13 protein-coding genes are annotated in these 17,285 nt (G+C 68.9%); 5 read left to right on the top strand and 8 right to left on the bottom strand.

From position 1 onward, the window contains the following. Nucleotides 1–167 precede the first annotated feature (167 nt). Nucleotides 168–1,061 carry a tRNA glutamyl-Q(34) synthetase GluQRS gene (gene gluQRS / locus CFB45_RS13280; protein ID WP_089426020.1) on the bottom strand — a complete coding sequence of 298 codons (894 nt, stop codon included), beginning with the start codon at nucleotides 1,059–1,061 and terminating at the stop codon, nucleotides 168–170. 22 nt (nucleotides 1,062–1,083) lie between these two features. Beyond that, nucleotides 1,084–1,938: a sulfurtransferase gene (locus tag CFB45_RS13275; protein ID WP_089426019.1), complete on the bottom strand. Its 855-nt coding sequence runs from the start codon at nucleotides 1,936–1,938 to the stop codon at nucleotides 1,084–1,086. Between the two features lie 216 nt (nucleotides 1,939–2,154). On the opposite strand from CFB45_RS13275, the gene dnaE reads away from it, so the two are divergent. From dnaE to CFB45_RS13260, 3 genes are all read left to right on the top strand, one after another. Further along, nucleotides 2,155–5,685 carry a DNA polymerase III subunit alpha gene (gene dnaE / locus CFB45_RS13270; protein ID WP_089426018.1) on the top strand — a complete coding sequence of 1,177 codons (3,531 nt, stop codon included), beginning with the start codon at nucleotides 2,155–2,157 and terminating at the stop codon, nucleotides 5,683–5,685. A gap of 307 nt (nucleotides 5,686–5,992) precedes the next feature. Beyond that, the gene (locus CFB45_RS13265) at nucleotides 5,993–7,084 is read left to right on the top strand and encodes a glycosyltransferase family 9 protein (RefSeq protein WP_089426017.1); all 1,092 of its coding nucleotides are present in this window, start codon (nucleotides 5,993–5,995) and stop codon (nucleotides 7,082–7,084) included. 176 nt (nucleotides 7,085–7,260) lie between these two features. Beyond that, a complete protein-coding gene (locus CFB45_RS13260) occupies nucleotides 7,261–8,439 on the top strand; it encodes a glycosyltransferase family 9 protein (RefSeq protein WP_089426016.1) in 1,179 nt (392 codons plus the stop codon). A 146-nt stretch (nucleotides 8,440–8,585) separates the two neighbouring features. Here the strand turns inward: CFB45_RS13260 and CFB45_RS13255 are convergent, their stop codons facing one another. The 3 genes from CFB45_RS13255 to CFB45_RS13245 all read right to left on the bottom strand — a co-directional run bounded on the left by CFB45_RS13255 (nucleotide 8,586) and on the right by CFB45_RS13245 (nucleotide 11,717). Continuing rightward, the gene (locus CFB45_RS13255) at nucleotides 8,586–9,866 is read right to left on the bottom strand and encodes an O-antigen ligase family protein (RefSeq protein ID WP_089426015.1); all 1,281 of its coding nucleotides are present in this window, start codon (nucleotides 9,864–9,866) and stop codon (nucleotides 8,586–8,588) included. 135 nt (nucleotides 9,867–10,001) lie between these two features. Next, a complete protein-coding gene (locus CFB45_RS13250; RefSeq protein WP_089426014.1) occupies nucleotides 10,002–10,844 on the bottom strand; it encodes a glycosyltransferase family 2 protein in 843 nt (280 codons plus the stop codon). A gap of 120 nt (nucleotides 10,845–10,964) precedes the next feature. Continuing rightward, nucleotides 10,965–11,717 carry a glycosyltransferase family 2 protein gene (locus tag CFB45_RS13245; RefSeq protein WP_089426013.1) on the bottom strand — a complete coding sequence of 251 codons (753 nt, stop codon included), beginning with the start codon at nucleotides 11,715–11,717 and terminating at the stop codon, nucleotides 10,965–10,967. A gap of 224 nt (nucleotides 11,718–11,941) precedes the next feature. On the opposite strand from CFB45_RS13245, the gene msbA reads away from it, so the two are divergent. Next, entirely contained in the window at nucleotides 11,942–13,693 is a 1,752-nt protein-coding gene (gene msbA / locus CFB45_RS13240) for a lipid A export permease/ATP-binding protein MsbA (protein ID WP_069248513.1), read from the top strand. Nucleotides 13,694–13,799: 106 nt separating this feature from the next. Continuing rightward, nucleotides 13,800–14,180 carry an RcnB family protein gene (locus tag CFB45_RS13235; RefSeq protein WP_089426011.1) on the top strand — a complete coding sequence of 127 codons (381 nt, stop codon included), beginning with the start codon at nucleotides 13,800–13,802 and terminating at the stop codon, nucleotides 14,178–14,180. A gap of 66 nt (nucleotides 14,181–14,246) precedes the next feature. Here the strand turns inward: CFB45_RS13235 and CFB45_RS13230 are convergent, their stop codons facing one another. Genes CFB45_RS13230 through CFB45_RS13220 form a run of 3 tightly spaced genes read right to left on the bottom strand, consistent with a single transcriptional unit; the run spans nucleotide 14,247 to nucleotide 17,079 of the window. After that, a complete protein-coding gene (locus CFB45_RS13230) occupies nucleotides 14,247–14,813 on the bottom strand; it encodes an FUSC family protein (RefSeq protein ID WP_089426010.1) in 567 nt (188 codons plus the stop codon). 41 nt (nucleotides 14,814–14,854) lie between these two features. Beyond that, on the bottom strand, nucleotides 14,855–16,114 hold the full coding sequence (locus CFB45_RS13225) for an MFS transporter (protein ID WP_039370460.1): 1,260 nt from the start codon (nucleotides 16,112–16,114) through the stop codon (nucleotides 14,855–14,857). After that, entirely contained in the window at nucleotides 16,111–17,079 is a 969-nt protein-coding gene (locus CFB45_RS13220; RefSeq protein ID WP_089426009.1) for a PRC-barrel domain-containing protein, read from the bottom strand. Before CFB45_RS13220 ends, CFB45_RS13225 begins: the two co-directional genes overlap by 4 nt. Nucleotides 17,080–17,285 lie beyond the last annotated feature (206 nt).

Genomic DNA, 17,285 nt, shown 5'->3' with positions numbered 1-17,285 from the left:
GCGCGGCGCGCGAGCGCTGCTGCAGAAGCGGGTGCATGCGATGAGCGTGTGCCCGTTTTTCATTGGGGCTGCGGTTTGATGGGGGAGGCGGGCGTGTGGCGTCGGCGAGGGGTGCGGTCGGCATCCGGCTGAGGCCCGGTCGCCGCGAAACCGGTGTGCCGTGTGCGTCAGCCGGCCTGCGGCCCGAAGCGCCTCGCCCATGCGGCCGTGGCGGCGGCGTAGAACGTATCGAGCGTCGTGCCAGCGAGCGTGCCGTCGGGCGCGAGGCCCAGGTGCGCGGCCGCGGCCCGCAGCGCCGGCAGCGGATCGTCGCGTTCGAGCGCGGTCGCGCCCGTCTGCTTGCTGAGCTTCTCGCCGTTCGCATCGACGACGACGGGCACGTGCAGGTATCGCGGTGTCGGCACGCCGAGGCAGTGCTGCAGGTGGATCTGGCGTGCGGTCGAGTCGAGCAGGTCGGCGCCGCGCACGACGTGCGTGATGTGCGCATCGGCATCGTCGACGACGACCGCGAGCTGGTAGGCCCATTGGCCGTCCGCGCGCTTCAGCACGAAATCGCCGACTTCGGTCGCGAGGTTCTGCGATTGCGTGTGCTGCCAGCGATCGTCGAACGTGACGATCGCGTCGTCGCCGTCCGGCACGCGCAGCCGCCACGCGCGCGCGGGCTTGCCGTGCAGGCCGGTGCGGCAGGTGCCCGGGTACGCGAGCGTCGTATGGCGCTCGTGCGCGGCGCGCAGCGAATCGGCGATTTCCTTGCGCGTGCAGCCGCACGGATAGACGAGCCCGGCCGCGACGAGCCGTTCGAGCGCGGCCGTATACGCGGCATCGCGCGTGCTTTGCCAGACGGGCGGCTCGTCGGGCGTCATGCCGAAATGCGCGAGCGTCGCGAGGATGTCGTCGGCGGCGCCCGGCACCGTGCGCGGGCCGTCGAGATCCTCGATGCGTACGAGCCATGCGCCGCCGTGCGCGCGTGCGTCGAGCCAGCTCGCGAGTGCACCGACCAGCGAGCCGAAATGCAGCGGGCCGGTGGGCGACGGCGCGAAGCGGCCGCGATAGCCGGTCATCGGGGCGCGGGGCAGTGCGCGCTTACGCAGCGCTGGCCGCCGGTGCGCAGGCCGGGCACGACTTGCCGGGCACGTAGCTCGGCGACTGTTGCGCTTCCGGCGTGACGACCGCGCGGCACGCGAAGCACGTGACGTTCTCGGTGGGCTGGAGCTGCGGATTCAGCGCGGTGCGGTAGTCGAACACGAAGCAGTCGCCGTGATAGTGCGCGCCGCCGACTTCCTCGAAGTACTTCAGGATCCCGCCTTCGAGCTGGTACACGTTCTCGATGCCGATTTCCTTCATGTGGATCGCGGCCTTCTCGCAGCGGATGCCGCCCGTGCAGAACGACACGACCGTCTTGCCTTCGAGGTCGGCACGGTTCGCGTCGATCACTTCGGGGAATTCGCTGAACTTGTCGATCCGGTAGTCGAGCGCGTCGTCGAACGTGCCGACGTCGACTTCGAACGCGTTGCGCGTGTCGAGCATCACGACCGGGCGGCCCGTGTCGTCGTGGCCGCGATCGAGCCACGTCTTCAGCGTACGCGCGTCGACGAACGGCGCGCGGCCGAGTTCCGGCTTGATCGCCGGCTTCTTCATCGTGATGATTTCGCGCTTCAGGCGCACGAGCATGCGGCGGAACGGCTGCGAGTCGGACAGGCTCTCCTTGAACTGCAGCGACGCGAACTTGCCCTCGAACAGCGGATCGTGGCGGATGTACGCGATGAACGCGTCGGCGGCTTCGCGCGTGCCGGCGATGAACAGGTTGATGCCTTCCGGCGCGAGCAGGATCGTGCCGCGCAGGCCGAGTTCGTTGCAGCGGGCGGTGACGAGCGGGCGCCATTGCTCGTTCGCGTCGAGCGACACGAAGTGGTAGGCGGCGAGGTTGACGATGGTCATGATGGTCCGACGGGAAAACGGCCGCACGGCGGCCCGCAAAAAAGGGTGCGAAGCCGGGGCGTGGATTCGAAAAACCGTATTATCCCGCAAACCGCGTCCGGGCCGGCACCCTGCCGTTTGGCCAGCCGCGCGACGTGCGGTCGCGCGCATCGGCCGAACGGCCAGCGCGGGGATTTTTTGGGCAGCCTGCGCGGCGGGGCGGCTACAATAGCGCCCATGTCAGATCCCCGCTTCGTCCATCTTCGCGTTCACTCCGAATTCTCGATTGCCGACGGCATCGTGCGCATTGACGACATCGTCAAGGCGGCGGCCGCGGACGGTCAGGGCGCGCTCGCGCTCACCGATCTCGGCAACGCATTCGGCCTCGTCCGTTTCTACCAGGAAGCCCGCGGCAAGGGCATCAAGCCGATCGCCGGCTGCGACGTCTGGATCGCCAATCCGGACGACCGCGACAAGCCGTCGCGGCTGCTGCTGCTCGTCAAGGACAAGGTCGGCTACCTGAATCTGTGCGAGCTGCTGTCGAAGGCGTGGCTCACGAACCAGTACCGCGGCCGTGCGGAGCTGGACGCGAGCTGGCTCGACGGCGAGCGCTCGAAAGGGCTGCTCGCGCTGTCGGGCGCGCAACAGGGCGATATCGGGCTCGCGCTTGCCGCGGGCAACGAAGAAGCCGCGCGCCGTCACGCCGAGCGCTGGGCGAAGGTGTTCCCGGGCGGCTTCTACATCGAGCTGCAGCGTTACGGCCAGCCGGGCGCCGAGGCGTACATCCAGCAGGCCGCAACGCTCGCCGCGGCGCTGAAGCTGCCGGTCGTCGCGACGCACCCGACGCAGTTCATGACCGACGACGATTTCACCGCGCACGAGGCGCGCGTGTGTATCTCGGAAGGCGACATCCTTGCGAACCCGCGGCGCCAGAAGCGTTTCACGACCGACCAGTATTTCCGCACGCAGGACGACATGGTCGCGCTGTTCGCCGACCTGCCGTCGGCGATCGCGAACACGGTCGAAATCGCGAAGCGCTGCAACCTGAAGCTCGAGCTCGGCAAGCCGAAACTGCCGCTGTTCCCGACGCCGGACGGCATGTCGCTCGACGACTACCTGGTCCAGCTGTCGAAGGAAGGGCTCGAGACCCGTCTCGCGCAGCTGTATCCGGTCGAGGCCGAGCGCGACGCGCAGCGCGACACGTATTACAAGCGTCTCGAATTCGAGTGCGGGACCATCACGAAGATGGGCTTCCCGGGCTACTTCCTGATCGTCGCGGACTTCATCAACTGGGCGAAGAACAACGGCGTGCCGGTCGGCCCGGGCCGCGGCTCGGGCGCCGGTTCGCTGGTCGCGTACGCACTCGGCATTACCGACCTCGACCCGCTGCGCTACAACCTGCTGTTCGAGCGCTTCCTGAACCCGGAACGCGTGTCGATGCCCGACTTCGACATCGACTTCTGCCAGCACGGCCGCGACCGCGTGATCCAGTACGTGAAGGAGAAGTACGGCGCGGACGCCGTGTCGCAGATCGCCACGTTCGGCACGATGGCCGCGAAGGCGGCCGTGCGCGACATCGGCCGCGTGCTCGACCTCGGCTACATGTTCACCGATGGCATCGCGAAGCTGATCCCGTTCAAGCCGGGCAAGCACGTGACGATCGCCGACGCGATGAAGGAAGAGCCGCAGCTGCAGGAGCGCTACGACCACGAGGACGAGGTGCACCAGCTGCTCGATCTCGCGCAGCGCGTCGAGGGCCTCACGCGTAACGTCGGGATGCACGCGGGCGGCGTGCTGATCGCGCCCGGCAAGCTGACCGATTTCTGCCCGCTGTACACGCAGGGCGACGACGGCGGCGTGGTCAGCCAGTACGACAAGGACGACGTCGAAGCCGTCGGCCTCGTGAAGTTCGACTTTCTGGGCCTCACGACGCTGACGATCCTCGACTGGGCCGAGCGCTACATCCGCCGCCTCGATCCGTCGAAGGCCGACTGGTCGCTCGCGCAGGTGCCGCTCGACGATCCCGCCTCGTTCCAGATCCTGAAGAAGGCCAACACGGTCGCGGTGTTCCAGCTGGAAAGCCGCGGGATGCAGGGCATGCTGAAGGATGCGCAGCCCGACCGCTTCGAGGACATCATCGCGCTCGTGTCGTTGTATCGTCCGGGCCCGATGGACCTGATCCCGAGCTTCTGCGCACGGAAGCACGGCCGCGAGAAGGTCGAGTATCCGGATCCGCGCGTCGAACCCGTCCTGAAAGAGACCTACGGCATCATGGTCTATCAGGAGCAGGTGATGCAGATGGCGCAGATCATCGGCGGCTACTCGCTCGGCGGCGCGGACTTGCTGCGTCGCGCGATGGGCAAGAAGAAGCCCGAGGAGATGGCCAAGCACCGCGAGATCTTCGCCGAGGGTGCGGCGAAGAACGGCCTCACGCGCGAGAAGTCCGACGAGATCTTCGACTTGATGGAGAAGTTCGCGGGCTACGGCTTCAACAAGTCGCACGCGGCCGCCTATGCGCTGCTCGCGTACTACACCGCGTGGCTGAAGGCGCACCATCCGGCCGAATTCATGGCGGCCAACATGACGCTCGCGATGGACGACACCGACAAGGTGAAGATCCTGTTCGACGACTGCGTCGTGAACAACCTTGTCGTGCTGCCGCCAGACATCAACGCTTCGCATTACCGCTTCGAGCCGGTCGCCGAAGCCGACGGCAAGCGCTCGCGCACGATCCGCTACGGCCTCGGCGCGGTGAAGGGCAGCGGCCAGAATGCGATCGAGGAAATCCTGCGCGCCCGCGAGGAAAAGGCGTTCACCGACCTGTTCGACTTCTGCGAGCGGATCGACCGGCGCGTCGTCAACCGCCGCACGGTCGAGGCGCTGATCCGTGCCGGCGCGTTCGATTCGCTGAACACGAACCGTGCGCAGCTGATCGCGTCGGTGCCGCTGGCGATGGAAGCGGCCGACCAGGCCGAGGCGAACGCGATGCAGGCCGGCCTGTTCGACATGGGTGCCGAGTCGCCGCACGCGCATGCGCTCGTCGACGAGCCCGCGTGGGACGACAAGCGCCGCCTGCAGGAAGAGAAGGGCGCGCTCGGCTTCTACCTGTCCGGCCATCTGTTCGACGCGTATCGCGACGAGGTGCGCCGCTTCGTGCGGCAGAAGGTCGGCGACCTGAAGGAAGGGCGCGACAAGCTCGTGGCCGGCATCATCGCGTCGCTGCGCACGCAGATGACCCAGCGCGGCAAGATGCTGATCGCGCTGCTCGACGATGGCTCGGGCCAGTGCGAGATCACGATCTTCAACGAGCAGTTCGAGGCGAACAAGGCGCTGTTCAAGGAAGACGAGCTGCTGATCGTGCAGGGGCAGGCGCGCAACGACGCGTTCACGGGCGGCATCCGCTTCACGGCCGATACCGTGATGGATCTCGAGCGCGCGCGCAGCCGCTATGCGCAGGCCGTCCGGCTGACGATGAACGGCAACGCCGACGCAGCCGCATTGCGCCGCGTGCTCGAGCCGCACGTGTCGAAGGACGATCCGGCGGCGAACGTGGTCGACGCACCGGCGCCGCGCGGCGGCGGGCGCGATGGTGGTCGTCGCCCGCAGGCGCCGCTGCCGAACGGGCTTGCGGTGCAGGTCCACTACAGCAACGCGCGGGCGCAGGGTGAAATGCGCCTCGGCGACGCATGGCGCGTGAAGCCGAGCGACGTGCTGCTCGCGGAGCTGCGTGCGACGTTCGACGGCAGCGTCGTCGAAATCACGTACTGATCGCGCCTACGCCGAACGGCCGTCGCGCCATGCGGCCCGTCGCATCGCCATCGTGCGGTGCGGCGGGCCGTTTTTGCAGGTTCACGCAAGCGGGTCTTGGGCTGGCCATCCGGACGCTATACAATCCGGCGCTAGCTGCACGAACGCGGCGCTGACCGCCGCTTGTCCGGCAGATTGCGCCGGGATCGCGCACATAAGCGGGGGCGGATCCGTGCGGCGAGCCGCGATAGGCGACCCGGCCGTCCCGGAACCGGATGCTATGAAATGGCTCGTCGCGACGACAAAAACTGACAGTCCCCACATGACCATGGCCAATGTGAACCCGACGCAGCGGATCCTCGTGATCCGGATCGATTTTCTGGGCGACATGCTGTGCACGACGGCGTTTCTCCGCGCGCTGAAGGAGCGCTGGCCCGGCGCGGAACTCCATGTGGTCGCGAACCGCTACAACGCGGCCGCGCTGGACGGAAACCCGGACGTCGACACGATCCACACCTACGTCTATAGCCGTCAATGCGAGCGCAACGACCGTCCCGGGCGGATGCGCGCGTTCTTCGACCGGCTGCGGCTGGTGCGTCGCCTGCGTCGCTTGCGGTTCGACCTCGTGGTCGTGCCGAACGGCGGCATGCATCGCAGCAGCGTGCAGTTCGCGCGCCAGATCGGCGCGAAGGATTGTCGCTGGCACGATGCCGAGACGGAATTCGACGATCGCAAGCCCGAGCATGTCGCCGAGCGGCCGATGTGCCACGAGGCGTTGTCGGGTTTCCGGCTCGTACCCGAACTCGGCCGCGCCGACGTCGACCGCCTCGCGTTGTCGGTTCATCCCGACCGCGCGCTGCAGGACGCGTGGTACCGGCTGCTCGGCGCACGCACGAAGCCGCGCGTCGGGTTGTTCGTCACGAACAAGGCGGTCGAGCGCCGCTGGCCGGCCGATCGTTGGCGCGACCTCGCCGGGCGTCTCGCGCCGCATGCCGACGTGATCGTGTTCCGCGACCCGGCCATCGGCCATGCCCCCGAGGGCGACTCGTGGCGCGACGTGTGCGCGCGCCATGTTGCGCCGTCGTCGGTCGCCGAGCTGGTGGCCGCGGCGAGCCTGCTCGATGTGATCGTCTCCGCCGACAGCGCCCCCGTGCACCTCGCGTCGGCGCTCGGCGTGCCCGTCGCCGCGCTGTTCGAGGACCGTCCCGAGAAATACCTGCGCTGGCATCCGCTCGGTGTGCCGCACGTGATCGTGCGCGCCGGCGCGACCGTCGATGCGATCGGCGTCGACGCGGTCGAGCGTGCGGTGAATCACCTGCTGCCGCAGGCCACCCATCGCGACGAACGGTTGGCCGACGCAGCACACACTCAGCCCGCGGCTGCCGCTGCGACGCCGGTGATCATGACCATCGCTTCGTAGCGCCACGGGTATCGCAGGCCCCGCGTACGCCACCGGCGCACGGGTGCGCCTGCCGCGCAGCAACTCGTGAGCGGGGCCGCATCAGGCTGACCGGACGGCCGATTCGCCATGTCGCGCCGGCTGCTGCAAAATCCTGTACATTGCCAGCCTTGTTCAGCCAGCCAGACACACCCGCCGTGGCCCTGTTTTCTTCCGCCCGCCCGCCCAGAACCATCCTCGTTGCCGCGCCGCGCCGTATCGGCGACGTGCTGCTGACGACGCCGCTCGTCCGTTCGCTGAAGGCCCGCTGGCCTGAAGCGCAGATCGACATGCTGGTGTTTCGCGGCACCGAAGGCGTGCTCGAGCACAATCCGGACGTGCGGCGCGTGATCGTCGTCGCGCAACGCGCGGGGTTCCGCGAGCGGCTGCGCGACGCGCTGTCGATGTGGCGCCGCTACGATCTCGCGTGCGCGGCGCTGAGCTCCGACCGGCCGCGCTTCTACAGCTGGTTCGCGGGCCGCAAGCGAGTCGGCCTCGTCGATCCGAACCGCGTGACGTGGCTGACGCGGATGATGCTGAACGGGATCGCGATCAATCACCACGAATCCGCGCATACGGTCGTCAGCACGCTGGCGCTCGCCCCCGTGATCGGCATCGAGCCGGTGTCCGAGGTCGTCGCGCCCGGCATCGGCGACGATCCGGCGCGGCGCGCGCGCTTCGACGCGTGGCTGGCCGAATCGCCGGCGATCCGCGCCGGCAAGCCGCTGGTCGTCCTGCATCCGTATCCGATGTTCCGTTACAAGCAATGGCGGCTCGACGGCTGGGTCGAGATGATCGGCTGGCTGCGCGAACACGGCTTCGCGGTCGCGTTGTCGGGCGGCCCGGCGGACAGCGAGCGCGAGTATGCGGAGCAGGTCGCGGCCGAAGCGGGCGGCGATGTACTGAACCTGGTCGGTCGCCTGACGTTCGGCGAAAGCGCCGAACTCGTGCGGCGCGCACGGCTTTTCATCGGGCCCGACACCGGCGCGACGCACGTCGCGGCCGCGACCGGCACCGACACGATCGCGCTGTTCGGCCCGTCCGACCCCGTGCGCTGGGGGCCGTGGCCGCAGCACTGGCCGGCGACCGAGAATCCGTGGCCGCTGCGCGGCTCGGGGCGGCACGGCAACGTGTGGCTGCTGCAGGGGGAGGGGGATTGCGTGCCGTGCCGGCACGAGGGCTGCGAGCGCAAGGTCGACAGCCGCAGCGACTGCCTCGTCAATCTGGGTGCGCAGCGCGTGAAAGCGGCGGCGGCCGAGATGCTCGGGCTGAATCCGCCTGGCCCAGCCGAAGCCGTCGTCGATACGTCGCGACTGCACCGCGCCGGCTCCGACTGACGCGCGGGCGACGCGCGTTTTCCGCCGGTTTCAGGCGGCTTGTTTTGCGACGCGCCAGCGGCCCGGCCCGTTTCCGTCGAAGCTCGATCGTGAAGAACGCCGCTGTGGCCGGAGTCGGCCCCCAGCGGAGCGCAGGCCGCTGCGCGTTACGCGCTGCGCCGGATCGCCGACGTTTCGCGCGGCAGCTCCTCGGCGCGCTCGCCGCAGCCGAGCAGGATGCCGGCCAGCAGCACGATCAGGTGCCCTTCGGCGAAATCGAGCAGCAGCGAATTCGCGAGACTGCCGATCGCGAAGATCGCGAGCCAGCCGAGCAGCAGATGCCGCGAGCGCGGATCGAGCGTACGGCTGCCGCGCGCGATCTGCACGATCAGGTTGATGAACAGCACCAGCCCGAGCGTGCCGAGCTGCACGGCCATCAGCAGGTATTCGTTGTGCGGATTCGACGTGAGCTGGCCTGCGGCTGCTGTCTTGCCGGCCGTGAGCCGCTCGAATTCGGATTCGAGGCCGCCCGCGCCATAGCCGATCACCGGGCGCTGGCGATACAACTCGAGCCCCTTCTTGTACCACTCGAGGCGCAGCCCGGTCGACGTGACCGCGTCGCTCTGCCGGTATTGCTGCACTTCAGTCACGACCTTCGTCAGCCGGCCGTTGTGAACCGTGCACGCGGCGACCACGAGCGCGATGCCGGCCAGCACGAACGCGCCGGCGGCGAGCCCCGCGCGCAGCGCCGATTGCCGGCGCAGCAACAGCACGAAACGCACGGCGACGACGAGGATCAGCAGCAGCGCGATGACCTGCCCGGTGCGACCCTGCAGCATCACGAACACGTTGACGAGCGACCACGCGGCAACGCCCGCATATGCAGCGCGCGACAGCGCCGTGCGGGTCGCCAGCGCGAGATCGGCCGCCTGGTAGAACAGCAGCGCGCCGAACATGCCGGCGGCGATGTGGTTCTTGAACACCCAGGCGCGTGACAGCGGCAGCTCGGTCGCGTGCGCGGGCCCGATCGCGGTCAGGCCGAGATAGTTGGTGGTCGACAGCAGCAGGATCACGCACAGCGTGCCGAACCAGCAACGCCGCACGATCGGCGCCCAGTTCGAATGGCGGAAGGCGAGCACGGCGAACGGCAGCAGCAGCAGCTTGTCGTACTTGGCGACCCAGCTCCACGCCTTGTTGTGCGGCGCGACCGTATAGGTGACGCTGGCGGCCAGCGCGGCCAGGATCAGCAGCGCCGCGAGCGAGGCCGGGTCGGTGACGAACGAGCGCAGGTCACGCCAGAATTCGGGGGAAATCACGAGCGCGGCGGCGAACAGCCCGCAGAACACGTTGGTCAGCGCGGTCGAGACGGGCACCATGCAGAGCGCGGCGACGGCGAATGCGCGGGCGGCGGTCAGGCGCCGCGAGGCGGGAGCGGAAAACGAAAGCATCGGAACCTGTCGAATGGACGAATGCGGCTTGCGTACGTCGTGCTGCGCGCCGCGCGCCCCGGCGGGAGATCCGGGACGAACGGCGCAGAGTATACGCGAAGCAGCGCGCGTTTCCGTGTCGTTTTCGGGGCGCGATCAGCTGAACGCGCGCTTGATCCGCGAGCGCAGCAGCGCGCGCTTCAGGCTGCCTTCCACGGCCGGCGTGTCGAGCGCGATGCGCGTGCCCGCCGGCTCGCCGCGATGCAGGTAGTGGCGGTCGAACGTCGCCTGGGTCATGCCCCATTTGTTCAGAAACTGGCGGCGACCATCGTTCTTGACGATCTTGCCCGTGCTCTTCTGCTGGAAGTGGTAGACGAGGCTGTCGCCGACGCCGATGAAGATCCGGCAGCCGGCATCCCAGAATTTCATCGAGAAGTCGTTGTCGCTGCTCATGCCGGGCGACAGCTCGCTGCTGTAGCCGCCGATCCGGTTCCACCAGTCGCGGTGCACGAGCGTCGGCGGCCAGGTCGAGCCCAGCCAGTCGGCGCGCACGAGCTTCGGAGCCGCCGCGACGAGGCCCGCCGCGTCGAAATGTTCGGCGTCGCGGCCGAAATTGCTGACCACGACGCACGGGTTGCGCGTGTCGACCGGCTCGACCATCGTGCCCGACAGCATGAAGAGGTCGGTCGGCATCTGTTGGATGCGGCGCACGAGCGCCGTGTCCCAGCCGGGGCAGCAGAACATGTCGTCGTTCATGTAGACGACGTAGTCGCGCGTGGCGCGCGCGGCGGCCCAGTTCACCGCATGGCAGATGCCGATGTTGGTCGGCGACGCGGTGTGCTCGATCCCTTCGCTGCGCACCCAGTCGAGCGTGCCGTCCGAGCCGTCGTTCACGTGCACGATGATCTGGTGGTCGTACGCGGAGTGGCGGCGCAGGCTGTCGACGACGAGCTTGAGGTACGGCAGGTTGTTCCAGGTCGGAATGATGATGGAGAACATGGCGGTCGGATTCGGTAGTCGTCGTGGCGGGCGGCGCGTGGCGCCGCCGGTCGGGCGGGCACGCGCGGCGCGGGCAGCCCGGCATTGTAACGCCGGGCCGGCTCCCTGCCGGGCGGGTGCTCAGCGGGCCTGTTCGTGGCCGAGCTTCAGGAAACGGTAGTACACGGTTTCCGCGTTGAACACGGCGATCATGAAGCCGGCGCGGCCATCGAGGAAGCCGCGGCGCAGCACGTAGGTGCGCACGAACGCCCAGGCGCCGCGCGCGAGCGCCATGCCGAAGCCGCCGCGCTGGCCGGCCGCGCGGCGCTGGCGCGCGCCGGCCGTCGAATAGGCGTCGAGCTTGCGCACGACGGTTTCGAAATCCTCGTACGAGTAGTGCATCAGCTTGCCGGACAGCCGCTGCGCGGCGCCGTCGAACACGAGGCGCTCGTGCACGAGATCGTCCGAGAAGCGCGCGGCGCCGCGCCGGAACAGGCGCGGGATCCAGTCCGGATACCAGCCGCTGTGATGGATCCACTGGCCGCAGAAGCTCGACAGGCGGTCGACCGCATAGACCTGCGCGGCCGGCGCGCGGAGCGTGTCGCGGATCGATTGCGCGAGTTCCGGGGTGACGACTTCGTCGGTATCGAGGGACAGGATCCAGTCGGTGTCGAGCGCGTCGAGCGCGCGGTTCTTCTGCGGGCCGAAGCCCGGCCAGTCGCGCTCGACGATCACGCGCGCGCCGTGCGCCTGCGCGATCGCGACGGTATCGTCGGTGCTGCCGCCGTCGATGACGACGACGTCGTCGGCGAACGACAGCGCGGCCAGGCACTGGGCAAGCCGCGCGGACGCGTTGAGGGCGATGAGGGCGACGCCGAGGGAGGGTTCAGCCATGAAATCGTCGGAAAAGGCGGAGAAAACGGTGAGCGGCAGTATACCCGCGGCCCGGGCGCCGCCCGCATCGGCCAGGACCGTGCCGGCGGGGGCGGTGCGGCTATAATGTTGAGCCCTTTTCGGCACCCGCCCGACAGGGCGAATTCCCGGGCGGCCACGTCCGGGCGCCGCATCGCGGCTCAAGAAGGATTGCCTTGGAAACCCAGAACACTCTTCGCAAACCGATGGACGGCACGGGCACCTCGCCCGTGACGGTCCTCAAGCGCCTGTGGCCGTACATCCGGCCGCTGATCGGCATCGTGGTGCTCGCCGTGATGACGATGGGCGTCGTCGCGGCCACCGAGGCCGGGATTCCGGCGCTGCTCAAGCCGCTGCTCGACCACGGCTTTGGCTCGCACGGCAGCGACCGCGCGAAATGGTACGTGCCGATGGCCGTGATCGGGCTCGCGCTCGTGCGCGGCGTGTCGCAGTACGCGTCGAATTACCTGCTCAACTACGTGTCGAACCGCATTCTGCTGCAACTGCGGCTCGAGATGTTCCAGCGGATGCTGCATACGGGCGCGTCGTTCTTCCAGCGCGAGACGGCGAGCACGGTGATCAACGCGATCGTGTTCGAGGTCAACCAGATCCTGTCGGTGCTGACCGGCGTGATGGTCACGCTCGTGCGCGATTCGCTGACGGTGATCTTCCTGCTCGGCTACCTGTTCTACCTGAACTGGCGGCTCACGCTGATCGTCGCGGTGATCCTGCCGGGCATCGGCTGGCTCGTCAGCAAGATCAACCGCCGCCTGCGCCGCCTGAACCGCGAGCACCAGACGCTGACCAACGAGCTGTCGTACATCGTCGAGGAGACGGTCGGCGGCTACAAGGTCGTCAAGGTGCACAACGGCGAAGCGTACGAGATGGACCGCTTCACGCAGATGAGCAAGCGCCTGCGCGGCTACGCGATGCGCATGACGATCTCCGGCGGCCTCGCGCAGCCGCTCACGCAATTCCTCGCGTCGATCGCGCTCGCGGTCGTGATCACGATCGCGGTCGTGCAGTCGTCGAACGACCAGACGACGGTCGGCGGCTTCGTCGCGTTCGTCACGTCGATGCTGCTGGTGATCTCGCCGCTCAAGCACCTGATCGACGTCAACCAGCCGCTGCAGCGCGGGATGACGGCCGCCGAACTGATCTTCGGGCTGATTGACGAGCCGGCCGAGCCGCAAGGCGGCGGCCGGCCGCTCGCCCAGGCGCGCGGCGACATCGAGTTCCGCAACGTGACGTTCGACTACGGCGCGGCCGAGCGGCCGACGCTCGACCGCATCTCGTTCAAGGTCGCGCCCGGTGAAATGATCGCGCTCGCGGGCCCGTCGGGCAGCGGCAAGACGACGCTCGTGAACCTGCTGCCGCGCTTCTTCGATCCGACCGACGGGGCGATCCTGGTCGACGGCGTGCCGGTGGCCGACTACGACCTCCACGCGTTGCGCGGCCAGATGGCGATGGTCAGCCAGGACGTCGTGCTGTTCAACGACACGATCGCCGCGAACGTCGCGTACGGGCAGACGCCCGACCGCGCGCGCGTGCAGGCCGCGCTCGAGGCCGCGAACCTCGCCGATGCGGTCGCCGCGATGCCCGACGGGCTCGACACGCTCGTCGGCGGCAACGGGATGCGGCTGTCCGGCGGCCAGCGCCAGCGGCTCGCGATCGCGCGCGCGATCTACAAGGATGCGCCGATCCTGATCCTCGACGAAGCGACGTCGGCGCTCGACTCGGAATCGGAGCGCCACGTGCAGGCCGCGCTCGAGCGGCTGATGGAAGGCCGCACGACGCTCGTGATCGCGCACCGGCTGTCGACGATCGAGCGCGCGGATCGCATCCTCGTGCTCGAGGCCGGCAAGATCGTCGAGGAGGGCAGCCACGACGAACTGCTGCGCCACGGCGGCCTCTACGCGCACCTGCACCGGATCCAGTACCAGCAGCAGGCGGCGTAACGCGCGGTCATATGCGCGGTCATGTGGCCCCGCGATACCGTGTGCTAGTCTTCATCGGGCAGTCCGAGTGGTTTCGTTCGACGTGACAACACGGAGGGAAGGCACGATGAAGAAGATGCACAGAATGATGCTGGCTGCGCTGATCGCGGCGGGTTTCGCCGCGCCGGCCGCGATGGCGCAGGATCACGACCACCACGACGACCAGGGTGGCCACGGCATGCAGCGCGGCCACGGCCCGAAACACATGCCGCCCGGCCAGATGCGCCATGAGGACGACGTGCCGCCGCGCTGGGCCGACCAGCCGCGCCGCGAATGGCACAAGGGCGACCGGCTTCCGCCCGAGTTCCGCGATCGCCAGTACGTGATCGACGACTGGCGCGGCTATCGCCTGAGCCCGCCGCCGCGCGGCTATCAATGGGTCGGCGTCGGCGGGGATCACCTGCTGGTGCAGATCGGTTCCGGCATCGTGCTGCGGATCGGCAACTGACCTGGCCGACGGCCCGGCACGGATCGCGCGATGCCGCGATGCGCGCCGGGCAACCGGATCAACGCGTCACTTTGCCGCCGCGTGGCGGAACCAGCGGCGCTCGATTTTCGACATCACCCAGCACACGCCCAGCGCACACACGGTGCCGAGCGTCACCTCGCCGAGCCGCATCAGCGGAATGTCCCACAGCGGGCCGTTGCCCGGAAACAGCAGCACGATCGTCGCGGTCACGCCGCCGAGCCGTGCCGCGCTGCCGACGTTCAGGCACCAGCAGCAGACGATCACGACCGCGACGGTCATCGCATACGCGACGAGGCGGTCGCCGCCGAGCGCCGCGCCGGCGAAGCCGAGCACGCCGCCGACCATCGCGCCGACGAACTGGTCGCGCGACAGCGACATCGTGTCCGAGTAGTTGTGCTGCGTCACGGCGATCGCGGTGATCGCCGCCCACACGGCCTGCTCGGTGTGCAGCGCGCGGCCGATCACGTACGCGAGGCAGGCGCCGCACACGGCCTGGAGCGCCATCAGCCCGCCCTGGGCAAGCCGCTCGCTGAATGACAGCCCCTTGAAGAGGTCGAAGATCGACTGCTGGATCTGCTGGCGGGCTTCGTTGAGTGTCCTGATCGTATCCATCATGCGTTGGCCAAGAAGCGGGTAACGGCGGCGCGCCGGGGTCAGCGCGCCTGTTCGGGCGATGCGGCGGCCGGTTCGTCGGCGGCCGCGTCACCGTTCGCGACGCGCGTTTCGGGCATCACGAGCCAGACCAGCAGCACCGCGAGCGCACCGGCGCCCGCGAGCCCGAAGAAGCTCACGGCGTTGCCGAAGTGATCGGCGACGTAGCCGGCCGCGGCCGTGCTGAGTGTCGCGCCGATCCCGGCCGCGAGCCCGAAGAGCCCGATGCACAGGTTGTAGCGGCCCTTGCCGCCCGCGACGTCGGCCGCGATCAGCGGCAGCATCACGCCGAACACGGCCGCGCTGATGCCGTCGAGCATCTGCACCGGTACCAGCAGGTACGGGCTGCTCACGCCGGCGAACAGCAGCGCGCGCACCGGCAGCGCCGAGAAGCCGAGCAACAGGATCGGCCGGCGCCCCCAGCGTTGCGCGGAGCGGCCGACCCACGGCGACAGCATCGCGACAATGGCCTGCGGCACGATGATGCACGCGGCGATCACGAGCTGCACGTTCTCGCCCATCCCGGCCGTGACTTCACCGGCCGCGAGGTTTAGCATCGCCGCGTTCGACAGGTGGAACAGCACGACGCACGCCGCGAAGATCAGCATCCGGCGGTCGCGCAGCAGCTCGAGCAGCGTTTCGCGTTCGCCGGCTTCGTCGCGATCGTCGGGCTTCGACGACTGCGGGATCACCTCGTGGGTCGGCTGGATCATCGCGAGCGCGAACAGCGCGGGCAGCGCGAGCACGGCGGTCAGCCAGAACACCGCGCGGGCGGAGAAATATTCGCCGGTGAGCCCCATCAGGCCCGCCGCGACCGCGCTGCCGATCGACGCCCAGCGCGCGTTGCGGCCGAGCCGGTCGCCGAGGTCGGCGCGGCCGACGAGCGAGAACGAGATCGCGGCCATGGCCGGCACGAGCATGCAGCTCGCGAAGCCGTGGAACACCTCGGCGGCGATCACCGGCACGATCGTCGGGCTCGACGCGAGCAGCACCGCGGACAGGATGATGGCCGCGATCGCCCACGCGGCCGCGCCTTTCTTGTTCTTCAGCGCATCGACGGCCGCGCCGCCGGGCACCTGGCTGACCATCGCGCTGATCGTGCCGATCGACAGCACCATGCCGATCTCGCCCTGCGTCCACTTGTGCGACGCGAGGTAGGACGCGATGAACGGACCGAACCCTGTTTGAACGTTTGCAACGAAGAAGTTGAGCCAGTCGAGGGACCGGAGACTGCGTGCGCTGACGGAATGCTTGATCGTCATCGGGTCGCGCTCGCAGACGAAGCCGGTGCCGGGGCAACGGGCGGGGGGAAAACCGCGACGATCGGCTTGTCGGCCGCGTAGGGCGGCGACGCCTTGATCTGTGCGTCGTTCAGGTCGAGCTGCGGATGCAGCGCCTTGTCGCGCGTGACGAAGCGCAGCGCGCCCCAGCTCGCGGCGATCGAACGGCGGTCGGTATTGACCAGGCCGCCGAGGTCGAGCACGACCGCCTGCGGCTGCGATGCGCGGTCGATCAGCACGTCGACGATGCGGCCGATCTTCGTGCCGTTCGGGCGCTCGACGTCGCTGTCGAGCATCGGCAGCCGCGTCGCAGGCGAGGCGGCGGCCGAACCGGACAGCGGCACGGCCTTGGGCCGCGCGGCCGGCGGGAGGTCGCCCGACGGCACGTCGAGCACGATCGGCTCCTGTTTGCCACCGGGCGTGAAGCGGAACACGTTCCACGGGAAGATGACCTTGCGGTCGCCCACGCCCATGAAGCCCTGCAGGTTCACGATCATCTCGCGCGGCTTGCCGCTCGCGTCGGTCACCATGTCGACCGCGCGGCCGATCACCTTGCCGTTGCGGCGCGCGACTTCGCTGTCGAGCAGCGCATGGATCTGGGTGCGGTCGAGCGGGCGCGTCGCGACGATCGGCGGCGGCGGAGGCGGCGGCGGTGTCGGCGATTCGGGGCGCTGCACGGGCTTCGGCCGCGTGGCTTCGCGGTGCGGCTTCTTCGGCGCTTCCGGTTCCTCCGGGTGCGTCGGCGCGGGCACGGGCGGCATCGTCAGCGGTTCGCCGGCGGTTTCCTCGACGGGCTCGACGAGCGCCTCGCTGATCGGCGCGGGCGGATTCTGCACCGGCAGCAGCCCGCAGCCGGACAGCAGCGTGGCGGCGGCGAGGATCAGGAAAACCGTCGAGGACGGCAACGACTTGCTGCGGGATGCGGGAAACGGAGGTCCGCCGCTCATTGACACTCACTCCATGGGTCGGGGGCGGCCCGGAGGCACGCGGCTGGCGATGGATGGCGGGTGCGGGCGGCGCACCACGCGAGGTGAGATTTTAACGTGTCTTGCTTTCAGGTCCGATTTCGATGGCTGGCTGGAGGCGGACTGTCGGGAAAAGGAAGGGATCGCGGGGTGGGGAAGAGGGTGAATGAAGGCGAAGGCTAAGGCTC

The sequence above is a fragment of the Burkholderia sp. HI2500 genome, from assembly GCF_002223055.1.
GTDB lineage: Bacteria > Pseudomonadota > Gammaproteobacteria > Burkholderiales > Burkholderiaceae > Burkholderia.
This window is presented reverse-complemented; position numbering and strand designations above follow the sequence as displayed.